Below are 18,401 nucleotides of genomic sequence, written 5' to 3' on the forward strand. Positions count from 1 at the left end.
AACCAGCTTTGAAATAGAAAAAGGCGGCCAATGTGCCGCCTTTTTGCTGCCTGTTGGACCGGCGTGCCTAACGCCCGGCGTCTAGAAAACCGGAAAGCCTTTCCAAAGCGTCCTTCATGTCTTCATGGGCTCCGGCAAAGGAAAATCGCAGAAATTCGTGACCATGCACGGGATCGAAATCAACACCAGGCGTTGCCGCAACGCCTGCCTCGTGCAACATCCGTTTTGCAAACTCGAGGCTGTTCGAGCTGAAGCGGCTTATGTCCGCATAGATGTAAAAGGCTCCGTCCACCGGCAAGAGCCGGTCGAGGCCGATCTTCGGCAGGCCGTCCAGCAACAGGGCGCGATTGGCCGCATAACCTGCCTTGACCGCTTCCAGCTCCTGAACCGAAGTCAGCGCCGCTCCAGCCGCGATCTGCGACAGCTCCGGCGGGGAAATATAAAGGCTCTGGGCGATCCGTTCCGTCGGCCGCACCAGTTGTTCCGGCAACACCAGCCAGCCAATCCGCCAACCGGTCATGCAGTAGTATTTCGAGAAGCTGTTGACGATGATGGCGTTCTGTGAGGTTTCCAGCGCAGTTCGCTCATCGCCATCGTAGGCAAGGCCGTGATAGATCTCGTCGGATATGAACCAGATCCCCGCATCGTCGCAATAGCGGATCAGGTTTTCCAGGGCCTCCGCCGTCATCATCGTGCCGGTCGGATTGGCAGGGCTGGCAACCAGAACACCTTTTACGGGTCCCTCTTTTTGAGCCTCTTCCAGATGGGCCGGCGTCAGGCTCCACCGGGTTTCCGCACCCACTTCGATCTCGACCGGCACAAGACCAAGAGCTTTCAAGATGTTGCGATAGGCCGGGTACCCTGGCGCTGTGAGGACTACGCGGTCACCGGGATCGAACGCGGCGAGAAAGGCGAGATTGAACCCGGCGGATGAGCCCGTGGTTGCCATGATCCGCTCAACGGGAACATCGACGCCATAGGCCTTTCGATAATGCGCTGCCAATGCCTCGCGCAAGGGGCGGATGCCGAGGGCTTCGGTATAGCCGAGACGGCCGTGGTCGAGCGCCTTCCTTGCCATGTCCAATGCCGCTTTCGGGGCGGGCGCCGACGGTTGCCCCACTTCCATATGGATGATCTTGCGGCCCTGTGCTTCCAGGCGCGCAGCTTCGGCAAGAACGTCCATAGCGATGAAGGGTGCAACGTCGCTGCGGCGAGACGGCTGAAAGGGAGACTGATTCATGTGACCTGAAAATCCGGCTGAGAAACTGGCACCACCCTATCGCGGATTTTTCCATTCGATGCAACGCATCGGGTCCTTACCAGTTTTTGCACCGTTCCAAGCCGATGCAAGCTGCGCACCTTACCTTTTTGTCATGCCGGTTTCCTTGACCCGCATCGAACACCTCCATACCTTCGCCACACATTCATGTCCCAGGATGAGATCTGTCTGCAAAGATGAGCCTGGAAAGCGTTCCGATCCGGATTGGAGTTTTGCACCTGTGCCTGGTTCCGCCATTTTGAACATTGGTTTTCCGCGCAACATGGCGCGCAAAGCGGTCGCACTTGCCTGTGCAACTGCCCTCGCCTTGCCCGTTTTTTCTTTTCCTGCAATGGCGCAGGGGCGCAGTCTGCCCCTGGTGCGCGATGCGGAAACGGAACATCTTCTGAAGGACTATGCGACGCCCATTTTCAAGGCTGCCGGTATTTCCAATTCAGAACCGGAAATCATTCTGGTCAACGACAAGAGCTTCAACGCGTTCGTTCCCGACAGTCGCCGCATGTTCATCAACATCGGCGTCATCATGGAATCGGAAACACCTGGCGAAGTGATCGGCGTGATTGCCCATGAAACCGGACACATCGCAGGCCGCCACCTTGTCCGTCTGCGGGCTGCAGCGGCCAACGCCCAGATTATCTCGGTCATCGGCATGATTCTGGGTGCCGGCGCTGCCGCGGCGGGGGCCGCCGCCGGTTCCGGTGAAGTCGCGTCCGGCGGTGGTGCGGTGATCATGGGGTCGGGTTCCGTCGGCCAGCGGTCCTTCCTGTCCTATCAGCGCGGCGAAGAAGCCGCGGCAGACCGGGCCGCTCTGAAATATCTGAGCGCCACAGGACAAAGCCCGCGCGGACTGCTGAAGACCTTCGAGCGCATGTCGGAACAGCAGATGTTCACCCGCAAATATGCCGACCCTTACGCGCAGAGCCACCCGATGGCCCAGGACCGCTACAACAGCCTGGCAACCGACGCGCAGAAATCGAAATACTTCAACCAGCCGGAAGACTATGTGCTGCAATACCGGCACGACATGGTCCGCGCCAAGCTGTTCGCCTTCACCAGCCACCCGTCCGCGACCTTGCGTGCCTATCCGCGCAGCGACAAAAGCCCGCCGGCGCAGTACGCCCGCGCCATTGCCGCGATGAAGAGCCGGGGCAAAGGCGCGATCAAGGAAATCGACGCCCTGATCCGCACCCAGCCGAACAACCCCTATTACTACGAACTCAAGGGGCAGGCTTTGATCGAGGGGGGCGATCCGAAAGGCGCGATTGCCCCGTTCCGCAAAGCCCTGTCGTTCAAGCCGACAGAGCCCCAGTTCCTGACCTGGCTCGGATACGCGCTGGTTGCCTCGAACGACAAATCCAATCTGCCGGAAGCCGAACGGGTCTTGAAAGAGGCAATCCAGCGAGACCAGAACTCGGGCGTAGCCTATAGCCAGCTGGCCATTGCCCATGGCCGCCAGGGCGAGCGCGCGGAGGCTGATCTGGCGACCGCAAAAGGCCTGATGGTGAGCGGAGATTTCCAGGCGGCGAAGCGCTATGCGGCCCGTGCTCAAAAAAGTTTGAAGAGGGGAACGCCAGCATGGCTTCAAGCGGACGACATTGTAGCGTACAACCCACCTAATCTGCCGAACAACGGCCGCTGACATCTGTGACACGTATGGGATGCCGTCCGAACGCAAGAGACGGTCGCCTGAGGAGCCTTGAATGACCCAGATTTTCCCGAAGCCCCTGTTCCTGAAGACCGGGTCGCTCTGCCCGCCGATGCTGCTGCGCATCCTGTCGGCTTGCGCGCTTGCGCTCGCCCTTCTGGCCGGCCCTGTTGCCGCACAGGACCTGAGCCGCACCGAGATCGAAAAGATCGTGCGGGAATACCTGCTGGAGCATCCTGAAGTGGTCGCCGAAGCCTTGACCGAACTTGATCGCCGCGAAAAGGAAGCCGCCGAAGCTGCGCGCGTTCAGGCGCTGACCGACAGCGCCGACATTCTTTTCAACTCGTCCCGCCAGGTCGTGCTCGGCAATCCGGAAGGCTCCGTGACGCTCGTGGAGTTTTTCGACTACAACTGCGGCTACTGCAAGCGTGCGCATGGCGACATGGTCAAGCTGATCGAGGAGAACCCGGACCTGAAAGTGGTCCTGAAGGAATTCCCGGTTCTTGGCCAGGGCTCAGTGGAAGCGGCACAGGTGGCGGTTGCCGTCAACTCCATCGCACCGGAGAAATACGGCGAATTTCATGAAAAACTTCTGCTGAGCCGCGGACAGGCCAACCGTGCCAGTGCCCTGGAAGCAGCGAAATCCGTCGGCATTTCCGAAGACGATCTTCAGGAAGCCATGAAGACCGACGAGGCCGGCCAGACCATTGAAGAGGTCTATTCCCTCGCCAACCGTCTCGGCCTGACGGGCACCCCGTCTTACGTCATCGGCAATGACGTCGTCATGGGCGCAGTCGGTTACCAGGAACTGAGCCAGAAGCTGGACGCGCTGCAGAACTGCGGCCAGACCACCTGCTGACCCGGCGGGCCGAAACATCGTTCCGGCATCCACTTGCCTGTTGGAAACCCCCATTCCTCATGTCAGTGAGAAATCGGGGGTTTTCCTGTTTCAATTGAATCCCTATAAGAAGCGTGGCTCGCCTCCAGGAAGAGACGGGCTAAAGATCTTTGTCCGCCCGAATAAACGGCGGAGCAAGAGCGTGGTTGCGGCCCCGGCCTGACGGCCCCTGATCGAGTTGCAGGGCAGGATAGTCCGGGTCTGACCCCATCCCTGTATGGAGCGGTCGCCCGGAAAGCCGGCCAGCCGCGTGTCTTGCGGACCGAGTATGAGAGCCAAACATGATGCGTAATGATAACAAGAAATTCGACACGGCCCTGATCCGGGACCTCGCCGTTCTCCTGGACGAGACAAATCTCTCGGAAATCGAACTGGAACAGGGCGACACGCGTATTCGCGTTGCCCGTCAGATGTCGATCAGCGCACCGGTGAACGTTGCCGCGCCGATGGCCGCCCCGATGGCGCCGGCAGCAGCACCGTCCCAGGCTGCGGCCGCTCCGGCAGCCGAACCGGCTCACGCCGGCACAACTGTAACCTCTCCCATGGTCGGCACGGCATATCTTGCGGCCGAGCCGGGTGCACCGGCCTTCATTCAGGTTGGTGACAAGGTCGTGGAAGGTCAGACGATCCTGATCATCGAAGCCATGAAAACCATGAACCACATTCCTGCCACCAAGGCGGGCACCGTCAAGCAGATCCTGGTGGAAGATGCGCAGCCGGTGGAATTCGGCGAACCGCTCATTATCGTCGAATAAGGAGCCGCTGTGGCTATGTTCTCCAAGATTCTCATTGCCAACCGCGGCGAGATTGCCCTGCGCATCCTGCGCGCCTGCAAAGAGCTCGGCATCTCCACCGTTGCGGTTCATTCCACAGCCGACGCGGATGCCATGCACGTTCGCCTTGCAGACGAAAGCGTCTGCATTGGCCCGCCTGCAGCGCGCGACAGCTACCTGAACATTCCGCAGCTTCTCGCGGCATGTGAAATCACCGGTGCCGATGCAGTCCACCCGGGCTATGGCTTCCTGTCGGAAAACGCACGATTTGCGGAAATCCTGGAAGCGCACGGCATCGAGTTCATCGGCCCGACCGCCGAACACATCCGCATCATGGGCGACAAGATCCAGGCCAAACAGACGGCCAAGGACCTCGGTATTCCTGTTGTTCCTGGTTCCGACGGCGCCGTGACGGCCGGAGACGACGCGCACGCGATCGCCCGCGAAATCGGCTACCCGGTGCTGGTCAAGGCAGCAGCCGGTGGCGGCGGCCGCGGCATGAAGGTCGCCCGCTCCGAAGCCGAACTCGACACGGCTCTGTCCACGGCGCGCTCCGAAGCCAAGGCAGCCTTTGGCGACGACGCGCTCTACATGGAAAAATATCTCGGCAAGCCCCGGCATATCGAGATCCAGGTTCTGGGCGATGGCAAGGGCAATGCGGTTCACCTCGGTGAACGCGATTGCTCGCTGCAGCGCCGTCACCAGAAAGTGCTCGAAGAAGCTCCCTCCCCGAGCCTCAATGCCAGCCAGCGCAAGGAAATCGGCGAAATCGTCGCCGCCGCCATGCGCAAGCTGAAGTATCGCGGCGTCGGCACGGTGGAATTCCTCTACGAAAACGGCGAGTTCTATTTCATCGAAATGAACACCCGCCTGCAGGTGGAGCACCCCGTTACGGAAATGATCACCGGCATCGACCTCGTCAACGAGCAGATCCGCATCGCGGCTGGCGGCTCGCTGGATATGACCCAGGACGACATCAAGTTCGAAGGCCACGCCATCGAATGCCGCATCAATGCGGAAGATCCGGTCAACTTCACCCCGTCACCGGGCACCATCACCTATTACCACCCGCCGGGCGGTCTGGGCGTTCGCGTCGACAGCGGTGTCTATCAGGGCTACAAGATTCCGCCCTACTACGACAGCCTAATCGGCAAGTTGATCGTGCACGGGCGCAACCGCGTGGAATGCATGATGCGTCTGCGCCGGTGCCTGGATGAATTTGTGGTTGACGAAATCAAGTCAACTATTCCGCTTTTCCGCGATCTGGTGGAAAATCAGGACATAGCGAACGGTCAGTATGACATCCACTGGCTGGAACAATATCTGGCGAAGAAGTCCAGCTGACCAATTTGCGGGAACGGATGCCTGGAGCATCGCGTGTTCGGGTGAACGCGCAACAGATGCTCCGGCACTCCGGTGGCGACCAGAATTGCGTTGTTCGAACTGAGCACCTGCCGGTCTGTCTTTTCCCATCTGGTGAGTGAGGCCTCATGGCTGGTTACAAAGACGACATCGTTCTGGAAATCACGCCGCAGGTGCTTTTGAAAGCCTATGCCTGCGGCCTGTTTCCGATGGCGGAATCCGCCGACGACCCGGGTCTCTTCTGGCTGGAACCGGAACGCCGCGGCATCCTTCCCCTCAACAATTTCCACTTGCCCCGCCGCCTGCGCCGTACGATTCGAAACGACGTCTTCGAGGTTCGGGTCAGCACGGATTTCCAGGGCGTGATAGACGGGTGTGCCCACCCGATGCCGGGTCGGCAGAAAACGTGGATCAACCGCGAAATCAGACGCCTCTACGGTGAGCTCTTCGACATGGGCTATTGCCACACCATAGAGGCCTGGCAAGACGGTGAACTGGTCGGGGGGCTCTACGGCGTCAGCCTGAACGGTGCTTTTTTCGGCGAAAGCATGTTCACCTTTCGCACCGACGCATCGAAGGTGTGCCTGGCGCATCTGGTCGCCCGGCTGATTGCAGGTGGCTATTCCCTGCTCGACACACAATTCGTGACCGATCACCTCAGCAAGTTCGGCACCGAGGAAGTGCCGCAGGCCGCCTATAACGAACGGCTCAGTGAAGCATTGAAACTGGAAACCGACTTCTACGCCCTGTCACCGCAAGCCAGCGGTCAGGAGGTGTTGGCGGTGATTGATAGCTGGCACGAGCGTTAGGTCCTCCCGCTTCCAACAGTAAATCGTCACCGGCAGAGCAGGACCTGGTACGCCAACAACAGACCCGAAACGGTCTGGCGATGCCTTGGCTTTCAGACGCCTGGTCGCCAAGCAGTCCTGGCCTTGAATGGGCGAAAGGAACCTTTTCAGGCTTCATAAACCAGCGTGACGCGCTCAGTTCTTTCCGCCTTTGCCAGTGCCGACCATATCGCGAATTGTCGACCAGGAGGGCGAAAGGAAAGCGCTCATTCTGTGCGTAAAATCTTGCGATTCAAACGTCCTCATGGCGTTCCGGAAAGCCAGTTCGGCTGCCGGTTCCTCCAGGGCGATATAGAACATGTCCGTCGGTGACTGATTTTTTGCCCAGAAATCCCGGGCTATCTTGAGCCAGAATTCATATTCGTAAGAGGGCGTGCCGCTACCCATGAAAACATCGGTGGATTTCGCGTTGTCACGCTTTTTCACCCCGCCCGAATAAGCCCGGTCGAACGCTCCCAGCTCCTTCAGCCTCTTCCACAAGTGGTGACGGTACTTCCCGTCGGACTTTCGAGCCGCACCGCTGGCACTGTGTCGGTCATCCTCCCCCATCGCGCGGGAAACCTGTTCCAGTTTGTGGCTGCTGCTGAGGTTGTTCAGCCATATCGCCCATAACCCGGCTTCGATGTTTTCTTCCAGTTTGTCGTGCTTGAACCATTTGTAGCCTCGCGGCACATGCGCGAATGGCGACCGCTCCAGCGAGCGCCGGAGCTGTTCGATATCAACCGAGCCGCCCGTGCGCGCTGCTTCCTGCATTTTCAGTATCTTCTGAGTGGAATTGATATAGACCAAGTTGTAGTGAAACTTGATGTACTGAAGATATTTCTGAGGATTGGTATCAAACTGCGGCGGCGACGGAAGCGGTTCTTTTTCGCCCTTGACGGCATCGATGATGTAAAAAGTCGCAATTCCTGCCGCCACGGGATTGGTGATTACGGCAGCCAGAGGACCTTTCATGGTGCCCTTTAACGCCGTCCAGGCCCAGCCAGGCTCTGTATCATGTCCTTTCGGCAATAGCTTTCGAACCGCTTCATCAGCGTTCACATAACTGCTGCCTGTCTTGATCAGGATATTTTCCCAGGCCGGTTTGCAGACATTGTTAAGACGATTGCTGAGCTCCTGGAGCTTCATCCATGCCTGGTCCATTTGTCTTCTCCATGACCAATATTAATTCCTTACTCCTTGTATCTTATTTTACCTTGCGTAATGTGTTTCAAATCACTAATAAATATTTCCATTACAAAAATAAATCATATTATATACTATGAATTGCAAAATAAATTTACGTATACCCCTTTTGAAATTCTCAAACTAAACGTGGATAATCTGAGGACACCTCTGCAGACGACACGCAATCGGCCCACGTCTGCAGCAGGGTCGGTTTCTTGAACCTCTGCTCGGCCCGAAACGAAAAAAGCCCCGCAGTTGCGGGGCTTTTCAGTCTTGGTGTCTACAGATTGTGATCAGCCGCCCGGTGTCCAGGCTTCGTAATCGCCGGTCACTTCCGGACGTTTTTCCGGGGTCAGGATTGAGCCATGCGGCCGGTATGCTGCAGGTGTGCCCGTCGGATTGGCCCGGTGGCCCTGCTGCCAGTGCTTGGCGTGATAGGTTTCATCGGATGGCGGCGTGTCGACGCGGTGGTGCATCCAGCCGTGCCAGCCCGGAGGAATGGCGGAAGCTTCTGCTAGACCGTTGTAGATCACCCAGCGCCTTTTGCCCGCGCGTTCCTTGTAATATTTGTTGCCGAACTCATCCTCACCGACAAACTCACCCTTGCGCCACGTAAAGAAGCGGGTGCCCATCGTCTGGCTGTTCCACCAGGTAAACAGTTCAAGCAGCAGAGTTTTCATGGCCCTTTGAAGGTCCCTTGATTGCAAGTCGGAGACATCCTTTGCCCCGCTTTTACAGCGGGACGAATTTCGGCGGACTATGGCGGCATCGGCTGCGTCTGTCCAGACTTGGCAACCAGAAAAGAACGGGTTTTTGCGCCTGCGGGCCGATTGCCGCAGCCGCGCTCGGAGCGCACCTCGCCCTGTTGGTCACAAACAGACCGCCTCAGTGAAGTTTCAAACCCTTGAACGGGGCAAAGCCGGCATTGCGGATATGCTTGGCCGCTGCCGAATGCTGTTTGGGCGGCGCTTCTTTCTTGACCCCGGCGAAGACCTTTGGCGGTTCTTCCTCCTTGGTGTCGAACGCAGCTTCCACAGCCCCTTCCACCTCGGCGCGCTTTTGCGTGGCAACGCGGTGGTGCAACCGGGCCCCGGCAAGCGACTGCATCTTTTCCGCCTGCTCATCCATGGCCTTCTGAATGCCATAGATGTTGTAGAAACCCGAGTTCTCCAGGATCATCGGCCGGTCGTCGGCCAGAAGCCATTTGAGGCGCTTGAAAAGCGTTGACGGCGAAACCGGCTTGACCAGCACATGGTGCGCCCCTGCCCGCAGAGCCTTGTCCACCAGCGGCCGTGTGCCATGCGCAGTGATGAACAGAATCGGCACATAGCAGAGCGGCTCCATATGGCGGTGCCGCACAAGGCGCAGAAACTGGTAACCGGATGTCGGCGCCATGCGCCAGTCGGTGAGAATCACGTTGGGTGGTTCGGCGAGACTCGCCTCGAGTGCCTCGTCGACCGAATCGAACACCCTCACACGCGCGACCTTGAAACTGAGCAGTATCGAACGGAGAATCGTCTGCATCGGTTTGCTGTCTTCCACGACGACAGCATCGATGTCCTCCATCGCTAGTCCGAATGCGGCGTGATGTTTCATGAAATGCGGACCTTTTTCCCTATCCCGTCCGCATGAAACCAGACCCGGCTTAAACCCGGTTGAAGTCGGTCACTGCCATTTTCTTCAAATTGTCATTAAATCCGGTCTATCGTCATCCACAGGGACTTGTGCCTGCCGCGCGGGCACTCCTTCGCCGGGAAAGCAAGCGCTAAATTCCTTGCTAAAACACTGTCCCCGCTCCGGTCCCCATTATCCACACAGCCACACAAGATTTTGCGTTTGCCCACAATCCAGGCACTAGCTGTTGTCACTCCGACCTTGACCTTAAGAATTCGTTTACATTAGTTTCTCATCATTGCGATGTGAGTAGTCGGGAGCCCAACCGGGCGCTCCGGTCATCCAAAACCACCAGTATCAAGCGTACCGCTCCAGGTCTTTGCCCCCAAAGCCGGGAGACGGGTTTTGTTGTGCCGAGTTCCGGGCGCATGTCGTGACAAACCTGTTGATGACCACTATATATAGTGGATAGAAACACAAGATACGCTACATACAGGCTCGAAGCCTGTAACGTGCAGGGCGGCATCCGAACTTAGAGGCAGGCGGCCACGCCACGTCGGATGCGATGCGGTCAAGCCCGGTTCGGGGGAACCGGCGGTAATCTAAAAGGGGACTTGAGAAGATGCGGATCGAGCGGCGCTACACCAAGGAAGGTCAATCGCCTTACGCCAGCGTTGAATTCCGGAACGCTACCAGCGAAATCCGGAATCCGGACGGATCCATTGTGTTCCGTCTTGAGAACATTCAGGTCCCGGCCCAGTTTTCGCAGGTCGCGTCCGACATTCTGGCTCAGAAGTATTTCCGCAAGGCCGGCGTTCCGGCCAAGCTGAAGGCTGTTGAAGAAAACACCGTCCCGTCCTGGCTGTGGCGCCATGAGGCAGATGAGGCCGCACTGGCAGACCTGCCCGAGGACGAGCGTTACGGTTCTGAAATCGACGGCCGCCAGGTCTTCGACCGCCTCGCAGGCACCTGGACCTACTGGGGCTGGAAAGGCGGCTATTTCGACAAGGAATCCGACGCCCAGGCTTTCTACGACGAACTGCGTTACATGCTGGCGACCCAGAAGGTGGCGCCGAACTCCCCGCAGTGGTTCAACACCGGCCTGCATTGGGCCTATGGCATTGACGGCCCGGGCCAGGGTCACTTCTATGTCGACTTCCAGTCCGGCAAGCTCGTCAAATCCAAGAGCGCCTACGAACACCCACAGCCGCATGCCTGCTTCATCCAGTCCGTCGGCGACGACCTGGTGAACGAAGGCGGCATCATGGACCTTTGGGTTCGCGAAGCGCGCCTCTTCAAATACGGCTCCGGCACCGGCTCGAACTTCTCCCATGTCCGCGCTGAAGGCGAGCGTCTTTCCGGTGGTGGCAAATCTTCCGGCCTGATGAGCTTCCTGAAGATCGGCGACCGGGCAGCCGGCGCGATCAAATCCGGCGGCACCACGCGCCGTGCGGCCAAGATGGTCGTGGTCGATGTCGACCACCCGGATATCGAGGAATACATCAACTGGAAGGTCAAGGAAGAGCAGAAGGTGGCAGCCCTCGTCACCGGCTCCAAGATCTGCCAGAAGCACCTTTCCGCGATCATGCGCGCCTGTGTCAACTGCGAAGCGGACAACGGCGACTGCTTCGACCCGGCCAAGAACCCGGCCCTGAAGCGCGAAATCCGTGCCGCCAAGAAGATGATGGTGCCGGAAAACTACATCCAGCGCGTCATTCAGTTCGCCCGCCAGGGTTTCACCAAGATCGAATTCCCGACCTTCAACACGGACTGGGATTCCGAAGCCTATCTGACGGTTGCCGGCCAGAACTCCAACAACTCGGTGCGCGTGACCGACGGCTTCCTGAATGCCGTTGTCGAGGACAGCACCTGGGACCTGACCGCCCGCCGGACCGGCGACGTTCTGAAGACCGTCAAGGCCAAGGAACTGTGGGAACAGATCGGCTACGCCGCCTGGGCCTCCGCAGATCCGGGCCTGCAGTATCACACCACTATCAACGACTGGCACACCTGCCTGGCTGATGGAGAGATCCGCGCGTCCAATCCGTGCTCGGAATACATGTTCCTGGACGATACGGCCTGTAACCTGGCGTCCCTGAACCTGATGCAGTTCCGCCGGGAAGACCGGTCCTTCGACATCGACAACTACGAGCATGCCGTCCGTCTGTGGACCATCGTTCTGGAAATCTCGGTGCTGATGGCCCAGTTCCCGTCCAAGGAAATTGCAGAACTGTCTTACAAGTTCCGCACCCTTGGTCTCGGCTATGCCAACATCGGCGGCCTGCTGATGACCTCCGGCATTCCCTACGACAGCGATGAAGGCCGCGCGCTTTGCGGTGCGCTCACCGCCGTCATGACCGGTGTTGCCTACGCCACTTCGGCGGAAATGGCCGGCGAACTTGGCGCCTTCCCGGGCTACAAGAAAAACGCGAACCACATGCTGCGCGTCATGCGTAACCACCGCCGGGCAGCCTATGGCGAAGCCGAGGGCTACGAGGGCCTGAACACGGCACCGGTCGCGCTCGACCATGCCTCCTGCCCGGACAAGGTCTTGATCGAACGCGCCCAGAAAGCCTGGGACCGCGCACTCGAACTCGGCGAAAAGAACGGCTACCGCAACGCCCAGTCCACCGTGATTGCCCCGACCGGCACCATCGGTCTGGTCATGGACTGCGACACGACCGGTATCGAGCCCGACTTCGCGCTGGTGAAGTTCAAGAAGCTGGCCGGTGGCGGCTACTTCAAGATCATCAACCGCGCCGTTCCCGAAGCCCTGCGCAAGCTTGGCTATTCGGAAAGCGAGATTGGCGAGATCGAAGCCTATGCCGTTGGCCATGGCTCCATCGACCAGGCACCTGGCGTCAACCCGTCCGCACTGAAGACCAAGGGCTTCAGCGACGAAAGCCTGACCAAGCTGAAGGACGGCATGAAGTCGGCCTTCGACATCAAGTTCGTCTTCAACCGCTGGACCCTCGGCGACGAGCAGATGAAGGCGCTCGGTGTTTCCGACGAGCAACTGGAAGATCCGGAATTCGACCTCCTGACCTTCCTCGGCTACTCAAAGGCCGACATCGAAGCCGCCAACACCCATGTCTGCGGTGCAATGACCCTGGAAGGTGCTCCCTTCCTGAAGGAAGAGCATTACCCGGTCTTCGACTGCGCCAACCCGTGCGGCCGTATCGGCAAGCGCTTCCTGTCGGTGGAAAGCCACATCCGCATGATGGCTGCTGCCCAGCCGTTCATCTCCGGCGCGATCTCCAAGACGATCAACATGCCGAACGATGCGACGGTCGAGGACTGCAAGGAAGCCTACATGCTCTCCTGGAAGCTCGCCCTCAAGGCGAACGCCCTTTACCGCGATGGCTCCAAACTGTCCCAGCCGCTCAACTCCCAGCTTCTGGCCGATGAGGACGAAGACGAGGATGACGCCATCGAGGCGCTGGCTGCCAAGCCGCTGGCTGCCAAGGCTGAAGTCGTTGCCGAACGCATTGTCGAGCGGATCGTCGAACGCGTTGTTCGCGAACAGGAAAAACTGCCGACCCGCCGCAAGGGCTACACCCAGAAGGCAAAGATCGGTGGTCACACCATCTTCCTGCGCACCGGCGAATATGATGATGGCCGTCTCGGCGAAATCTTCCTCGACATGAACAAGGAAGGGTCGGCGCTCCGGGCATTCATCAACAACTTCGCGATCTCCGTTTCGCTTGGCCTGCAGTACGGTGTGCCGCTCGAGGAATATGTCGACGCGTTCACCTTCACCAAGTTCGAACCGGCCGGCATGGTCCAGGGCAACGACGCGATCAAGAACGCGACGTCGATCCTCGACTACGTGTTCCGCGAACTGGCGGTCTCCTATCTCGGCCGTCATGACCTTGCCCACGTTCCGCCGGAAGCCTTCAGCGGCCCGGTCAGCGCAGGCGCAGTCAAGACCATGGACAAGGGTAGCTCGGGTGGTGTGGTTTCCCACGGCCTCGTCCGCGGCCAGACCGAGCGCTTCCGCCTCGTCTCCGGCAATGAACCGGCGGGTGAAATCACCGAAGCGGTGAAAGTGGAACTGGGCACAACGATCGCCGCCCAGACCTCCGCCGTCGCAACGGCCTTCGCCCGCGGCTCGGAAGCAGCCGCCGCAGTCGAAGTGACTTCGGCCCCTGCCCCGCAGGTGAAAACCGCAGCTCAGCAGATCGCCCAGGCCCGGATGAAGGGTTACGAAGGCGAGAGCTGCTCGGAATGCGGAAACTTCACCATGGTACGCAACGGCACCTGCCTGAAATGCGACACCTGCGGCTCCACCAGCGGCTGCAGCTGATAATCAACAGACTTCCGGCCTGTCCCGAGTCGCATAGGATGGCCAATTTAGGCCAATAAGCGGCTCAAATAAGAAAACCGGGCGCCAACGGCGCCCGGGAGAACAAAAAAGAACAAAATAGCAACGCGTTATCCTGTGCACGTAACTCGATTGGGTCGAGGGAGGCGATCCAAAAGTCCAGATGAAAAGGAGTTTTTAATGCCCCTCGACAAATCATCGCCAAACTTGGATGCGCTGCTACTTGCAACGCTACTGGAAATCGAACTGAGCGATCGGGATCGCCGGGTAGCAAAAAAGCGATATCACTACATCCCTGAACACTTGCAGAGACCGTCCAGTCCCTTGCGTACTTACATGGACGACGCGGTCGTATACGCGCAAGGATCGAGGGCGATCGGGGCAACGATTGTTCACGGCGCCGATGAAGATCGCTTCGATCTTGATGCTGTTCTTGAATTCCCACGGCCTATGGGCTGGTCGATCTCAAGAGTTCTGGACGAACTCCATGCGGCTTTTGAAGGCTTTCCGGACGTTCAGCATATAGAACGATGCACCCGGTGCGTTCAGCTCCAGTTTGCCTTCATGCATTTGGACGTCACCCCGATGGATCCGGCCACCGAACCGCGCATCGAGCGTGTTGGTGCTATTTATCATAGTCCTGACAACGGCAATGACGAACTGTTTGACGTAAATCCGTATGGATTTGCCACGTGGTTCAACGGCAGCGTTTCGCCGCCGACGCTTGCGTTTCAAAAACAGCTGAAGGATATGCGCGAACAGATTGTGCAGAGGGATCGGTTCATTTCGACCACATTTCGTGCGGACGCCGAGATCGAGGACTTGCCGGTCGAAACACATCCGTTGCGCGATGCTCCACAGGTAATTTCGCTTAAGCTCATGAAGAGGTTTCTCAATCTGCGCTATGCAAAGAGAAAAGAGAAACGTCCGATTTCCGTCTATCTTTCTAAGGTTGCGGCACAGGTTCCATTGAATCTCAACGGCTTATGTTCTCAGTTGGAAGACCTCGCCGCCGCCCTTGCGCAGAGAATGGTGAATGCGATCGAAACCGGTGTATGGCCGGCAGAACGAAATCCGGCTCTGCTGACTGAAAATTTTAATGATCGTTGGCCAACGTCGATCCAGGAAATGGTCATGTTTCGGGATGACCTAGAGCATCTCGTTTATGAGTTGCAGCGCGCTCGGCGGTCAGAATTCGTCGAAATCCGCAACATCTTTCGAGGTCTGTTCGGGGAGACAGTAACGGAAAGTGCCGTCCGCTCGTATTTAAGCCAAGCTTCCAACCCGACCGGTCAAAGCAGATTTCAGCCGGGAAAGGGATTTGTGGCTGCACCTGCATTAATATCACCGGCTCGCACGGGCGCAGCGAATGCTCCCAAAGCGGTACCGCACAGCTTCCACCCGGGAAGGCTAAAAAAATGAAGCGCCGCGCGAAGCCCCGATCCCCCGAAGCACAGCTTTCCCGGATGGAAAGGCGTTGGCCTCTACTCAAGCCAAGAATGATGGGTGGAGGTCAATTCCTGCAATGGTTGGGACCTATCCGTGGCTTTCAGATGGAGTATCGGGTTTCAATCTGTTGGGATTGGCTGACGCCAGACTCGTTCCCGTTGGCCTTTGTTCTCAATCCTGAAATTCGGCCGCGACCAGGCGAAAGATATATCGACATCCCGCACCTAAGGTTTGACAGTCAAGCTCCCGAAAACTCGGCACTTTGTCTTTTTGACCCGGATACTGGGGAATGGGACCACAGCATGTGGATCGCAGACAGCACAGTTCCCTGGACCTCTGAATGGTTGCACCACTACGAACTTTGGCATCTTGACGGACAATGGCGAGGAAAAAGCGCCCCAGGTCCGAACTGTATCGGAGCAACCACTCCGCAGAATCTCGCGACAACAAATGTCTAAAAGCAGAGGAAATACGCGCGAAAAGACGAAGATGATCGTCTGGGGGCGTGCCGGCGGTCGATGCCAGTATAGAAACTGCAATGAACGGCTCGATGGCGACCTTATTTCCGGGAACCTCGACCGAAACGGTGGTTATATCGCGCATATCGTTGCTGCTGACCCCGGAGGGGAGCGCGGGCATCCGGAACTCTCCTATGAGTTGGCGGATGATCCAGAGAACCTGATGCTGATGTGCGATGTCCATCATCGCGAAATCGACGATAGGGAAAAACTTGATATCTACACGGTCCAGGTACTGCGGGAAATGAAACGCGAGCATGAGATGCGCGTGGATCAGCTTCTCTCCATTCGGACGGCAAAGAAGTCAAAGATTCTCCAAGTCAGCGCACCGATCGGTGAAAATGAAACGGCAGTATCCTTCGACGATTGCACTTATGCCGTCGCTTCGGAGTCGATCCTTGCCGACCGCGCTCCGGTCGAAATCAAGATCCGTGGAATGCGCCACAAGGATACCGATCCGAACTACTACAACACTGAAATAAGCAATCTGAGATCTCGCTTTGAGCGAGAAATCCAAGGGCAATATGAAGACGGATTGATTGAACACCTCTCGGTTTTTGGGTTGGCTCCGATCCCGATTCTTATGGAATTGGGACGCTTGATCTCGGATATTTCAGACGCAACCATTTTCATGCGGCACCGGGAACCGAAGCCTCAGTGGGCATGGCCCAACGATGGCCCTGGCCTGTCGTTTTCAAGATCCAAGGGATCGGCAGAAAGTAACAGTGTGGCGCTGAAGCTCTCGGTATCCGCTGACATCAAGGATGAGCGTGTCAAACAGGCGCTCGGCGACGATATTTCCATCTGGGAAATTCGAAGTGAGCGTTTCGGTACGGGCGTACTGCGAAACCAAAGCGATTTGACCGGGTATCGCCTACTCGTTGGTCGTGTATTCGATGAAATCCGCGAGCAACATGGGAAAGACGTCCAACTCTCAGTTTTTCCGGCCATACCGATAGCCTGCGCCATAGATTTTGGACGCGTTTGGCAACCAAAGGCGCATCCTGGTTTTCGCATTTTTGATGAAACCCAAGCTGATGGATTTGTCGAAAGGCATCAGATAGGCCTCATTCCGTCGATACCTATGAGATAATCATCTTTAACGATCTCGTATCAGCGTCTCGGCGAACTGAAATATCCGGACCATCGCGAGAGTATCGAGCTCACAATACGCGAGAAGCGCCTTTCGCAGTTGCGCGCGCTTTTCCGGATCCTCCTCGTTGATCATCTTGTTCCAGCCGTCCATTGCCGCAGTACCGTCGGCAATCTCCATCTCCTCATAACTCAATTCCGGAACGACAACGGGAAGGACCTTCTTGATGGATGTCGATCCGTTGAAACGGATATCGACGTACCCTGTCTTGAACACATCCATCAGATCGACTGTTCGCTCGACCAGTCCTACGAGGAAATCCGCCTTGTCAGGAAAGGCCTCGGCCATCTCCTTGTTGCGTGTGTTCTCAAACGCCTTATTCCAGGCTACGACGGATCCCGTCGCGCCAATGGCCCCTTCGAGGGCTTCAACCAATCGACGCGGCGGCTCCGGCTGATCGACCAGATATTCGAAGTGATTGAGCCTTCCGTCGTTATGCAGAACATGGAGGGAAAACTGAAAGGGCAACTGCTCTTGCGGCCCTGTCCCATCAACGATGGGGATTGCAGAAGCGTAGGTTTCGTAATCGAGAAAATAGAGCGGGTACTCCAATACGCTGATGAAGTTTTCGATATCGGCGAGATCCACGTAGGGAGCTCCGGCATTGTGGGCCTGAATGATCGGCTGCTGGAGAAGCGTAACCTCATCGAGTTCAATCTGGTCCAGGCCAAACCGCCCCTCCGAGACGAAGTTCTCCAGCTTCTTGCCAGACAGCCGCGGAAGCGAATAAATCGAGTACTTAGGGATGCCCGGATTGAAGTAGTCGAAGCTGTCGCAGTGATGAGAACGACTGAGGTTCAGGCAGCTACACGAACTCTCATCAATCGCCGCTTCGTTGAGAAGTCCTAGAGCGTCTGCAATCTGCCGCTCCGTCTCCGCGAGAAGGCCTTTAACACGAGCCGTCTCATCAGCGAAGGTCAGTAGGCCTGCGGGATCTATCGCGCCGTTGCGGACGTAGTCCTTGTTCAAATGCACGATGAAGATGTTTCTGACTTCGCGACCTGTTTCTGTGGCAACGATCGTCTGGAAGGCCGCATCCTTCAGTTGATTATGAGGATTGCTGTCCTTCACGCTCGTCGAGGACTTGATCTCGAATATATCAACCGTCCCGTCTTCGTTTGCTCGGAGCATGTCCGCCCGCGCATAAAGCCCCTCATCCGTCTCGAAAACATCCTGGAACGAATACGCCGCAGCATCTGGCCATCCCTGTACCAACTGGCGCACATAGTCTTCGACCAGATAGCCCTCTGCGGCCAACTTTTTCGCGTATTCGGAAAACTCACCTTCAGGATAGACTTCCGGTTTTCGCTGCATGAGCCAAAGCGACTTTGGACAATTAAGAAACTGAATAAAATCGGTCTTCGATAACAT

The 18,401-nt window shown here is 57.6% G+C and carries 13 protein-coding genes; 8 read left to right on the forward strand and 5 right to left on the reverse strand.

Annotated elements, in window-relative coordinates; all coding sequences use genetic code 11:
* Positions 1-67 precede the first annotated feature (67 nt).
* Positions 68-1,240, reverse strand: coding sequence for a pyridoxal phosphate-dependent aminotransferase (locus tag SIAM614_RS11920; protein WP_006934758.1), 1,173 nt, complete (start codon positions 1,238-1,240; stop codon positions 68-70).
* A gap of 301 nt (positions 1,241-1,541) precedes the next feature.
* Here SIAM614_RS11920 and SIAM614_RS11925 point away from each other — a divergent pair, with 301 nt between their 5' ends.
* The 5 genes from SIAM614_RS11925 (at position 1,542) to aat (ending at position 6,766) form a co-directional block, all read left to right on the forward strand.
* Complete coding sequence (locus SIAM614_RS11925) at positions 1,542-2,918, forward strand: M48 family metalloprotease (protein WP_229597963.1); 1,377 nt, start codon at positions 1,542-1,544, stop codon at positions 2,916-2,918.
* Positions 2,919-2,979: 61 nt separating this feature from the next.
* On the forward strand, positions 2,980-3,783 hold the full coding sequence (locus tag SIAM614_RS11930; RefSeq protein WP_006934760.1) for a DsbA family protein: 804 nt from the start codon (positions 2,980-2,982) through the stop codon (positions 3,781-3,783).
* A 323-nt stretch (positions 3,784-4,106) separates the two neighbouring features.
* Positions 4,107-4,577, forward strand: a complete 471-nt coding sequence (gene accB, locus SIAM614_RS11935) for an acetyl-CoA carboxylase biotin carboxyl carrier protein (RefSeq protein WP_040440012.1) — start codon at positions 4,107-4,109, stop codon at positions 4,575-4,577.
* Positions 4,578-4,592: 15 nt separating this feature from the next.
* Positions 4,593-5,939 carry an acetyl-CoA carboxylase biotin carboxylase subunit gene (accC, locus tag SIAM614_RS11940; protein WP_006934762.1) on the forward strand — a complete coding sequence of 449 codons (1,347 nt, stop codon included), beginning with the start codon at positions 4,593-4,595 and terminating at the stop codon, positions 5,937-5,939.
* A 146-nt stretch (positions 5,940-6,085) separates the two neighbouring features.
* Positions 6,086-6,766 (forward strand): leucyl/phenylalanyl-tRNA--protein transferase, encoded by a 681-nt coding sequence (aat, locus tag SIAM614_RS11945; protein ID WP_006934763.1) that lies wholly within the window; start codon positions 6,086-6,088, stop codon positions 6,764-6,766.
* Between the two features lie 174 nt (positions 6,767-6,940).
* Here the strand turns inward: aat and SIAM614_RS11950 are convergent, their stop codons facing one another.
* The 3 genes from SIAM614_RS11950 to SIAM614_RS11960 form a co-directional block, all read right to left on the reverse strand.
* The gene (locus SIAM614_RS11950; protein ID WP_006934764.1) at positions 6,941-7,948 is read right to left on the reverse strand and encodes a hypothetical protein; all 1,008 of its coding nucleotides are present in this window, start codon (positions 7,946-7,948) and stop codon (positions 6,941-6,943) included.
* A gap of 317 nt (positions 7,949-8,265) precedes the next feature.
* Entirely contained in the window at positions 8,266-8,652 is a 387-nt protein-coding gene (locus SIAM614_RS11955; RefSeq protein WP_006934765.1) for an NADH:ubiquinone oxidoreductase subunit NDUFA12, read from the reverse strand.
* Between the two features lie 205 nt (positions 8,653-8,857).
* A complete protein-coding gene (locus SIAM614_RS11960) occupies positions 8,858-9,568 on the reverse strand; it encodes a response regulator (protein WP_157139809.1) in 711 nt (236 codons plus the stop codon).
* Between the two features lie 640 nt (positions 9,569-10,208).
* On the opposite strand from SIAM614_RS11960, the gene SIAM614_RS11965 reads away from it, so the two are divergent.
* From SIAM614_RS11965 to SIAM614_RS11975, 3 genes are all read left to right on the forward strand, one after another.
* On the forward strand, positions 10,209-13,892 hold the full coding sequence (locus SIAM614_RS11965; RefSeq protein ID WP_006934768.1) for a vitamin B12-dependent ribonucleotide reductase: 3,684 nt from the start codon (positions 10,209-10,211) through the stop codon (positions 13,890-13,892).
* 198 nt (positions 13,893-14,090) lie between these two features.
* Positions 14,091-15,332, forward strand: a complete 1,242-nt coding sequence (locus SIAM614_RS11970) for a nucleotidyltransferase domain-containing protein (protein WP_040439935.1) — start codon at positions 14,091-14,093, stop codon at positions 15,330-15,332.
* 477 nt (positions 15,333-15,809) lie between these two features.
* Entirely contained in the window at positions 15,810-16,970 is a 1,161-nt protein-coding gene (locus SIAM614_RS11975; RefSeq protein ID WP_040439936.1) for an SAVED domain-containing protein, read from the forward strand.
* A gap of 6 nt (positions 16,971-16,976) precedes the next feature.
* Here SIAM614_RS11975 and SIAM614_RS11980 read toward each other — a convergent pair whose 3' ends face one another.
* The gene (locus SIAM614_RS11980; RefSeq protein ID WP_006934776.1) at positions 16,977-18,401 is read right to left on the reverse strand and encodes a DUF2779 domain-containing protein; all 1,425 of its coding nucleotides are present in this window, start codon (positions 18,399-18,401) and stop codon (positions 16,977-16,979) included.

It is taken from the genome of Roseibium aggregatum IAM 12614, from assembly GCF_000168975.1.
Taxonomy (GTDB): Bacteria; Pseudomonadota; Alphaproteobacteria; order Rhizobiales; family Stappiaceae; genus Roseibium; species Roseibium aggregatum.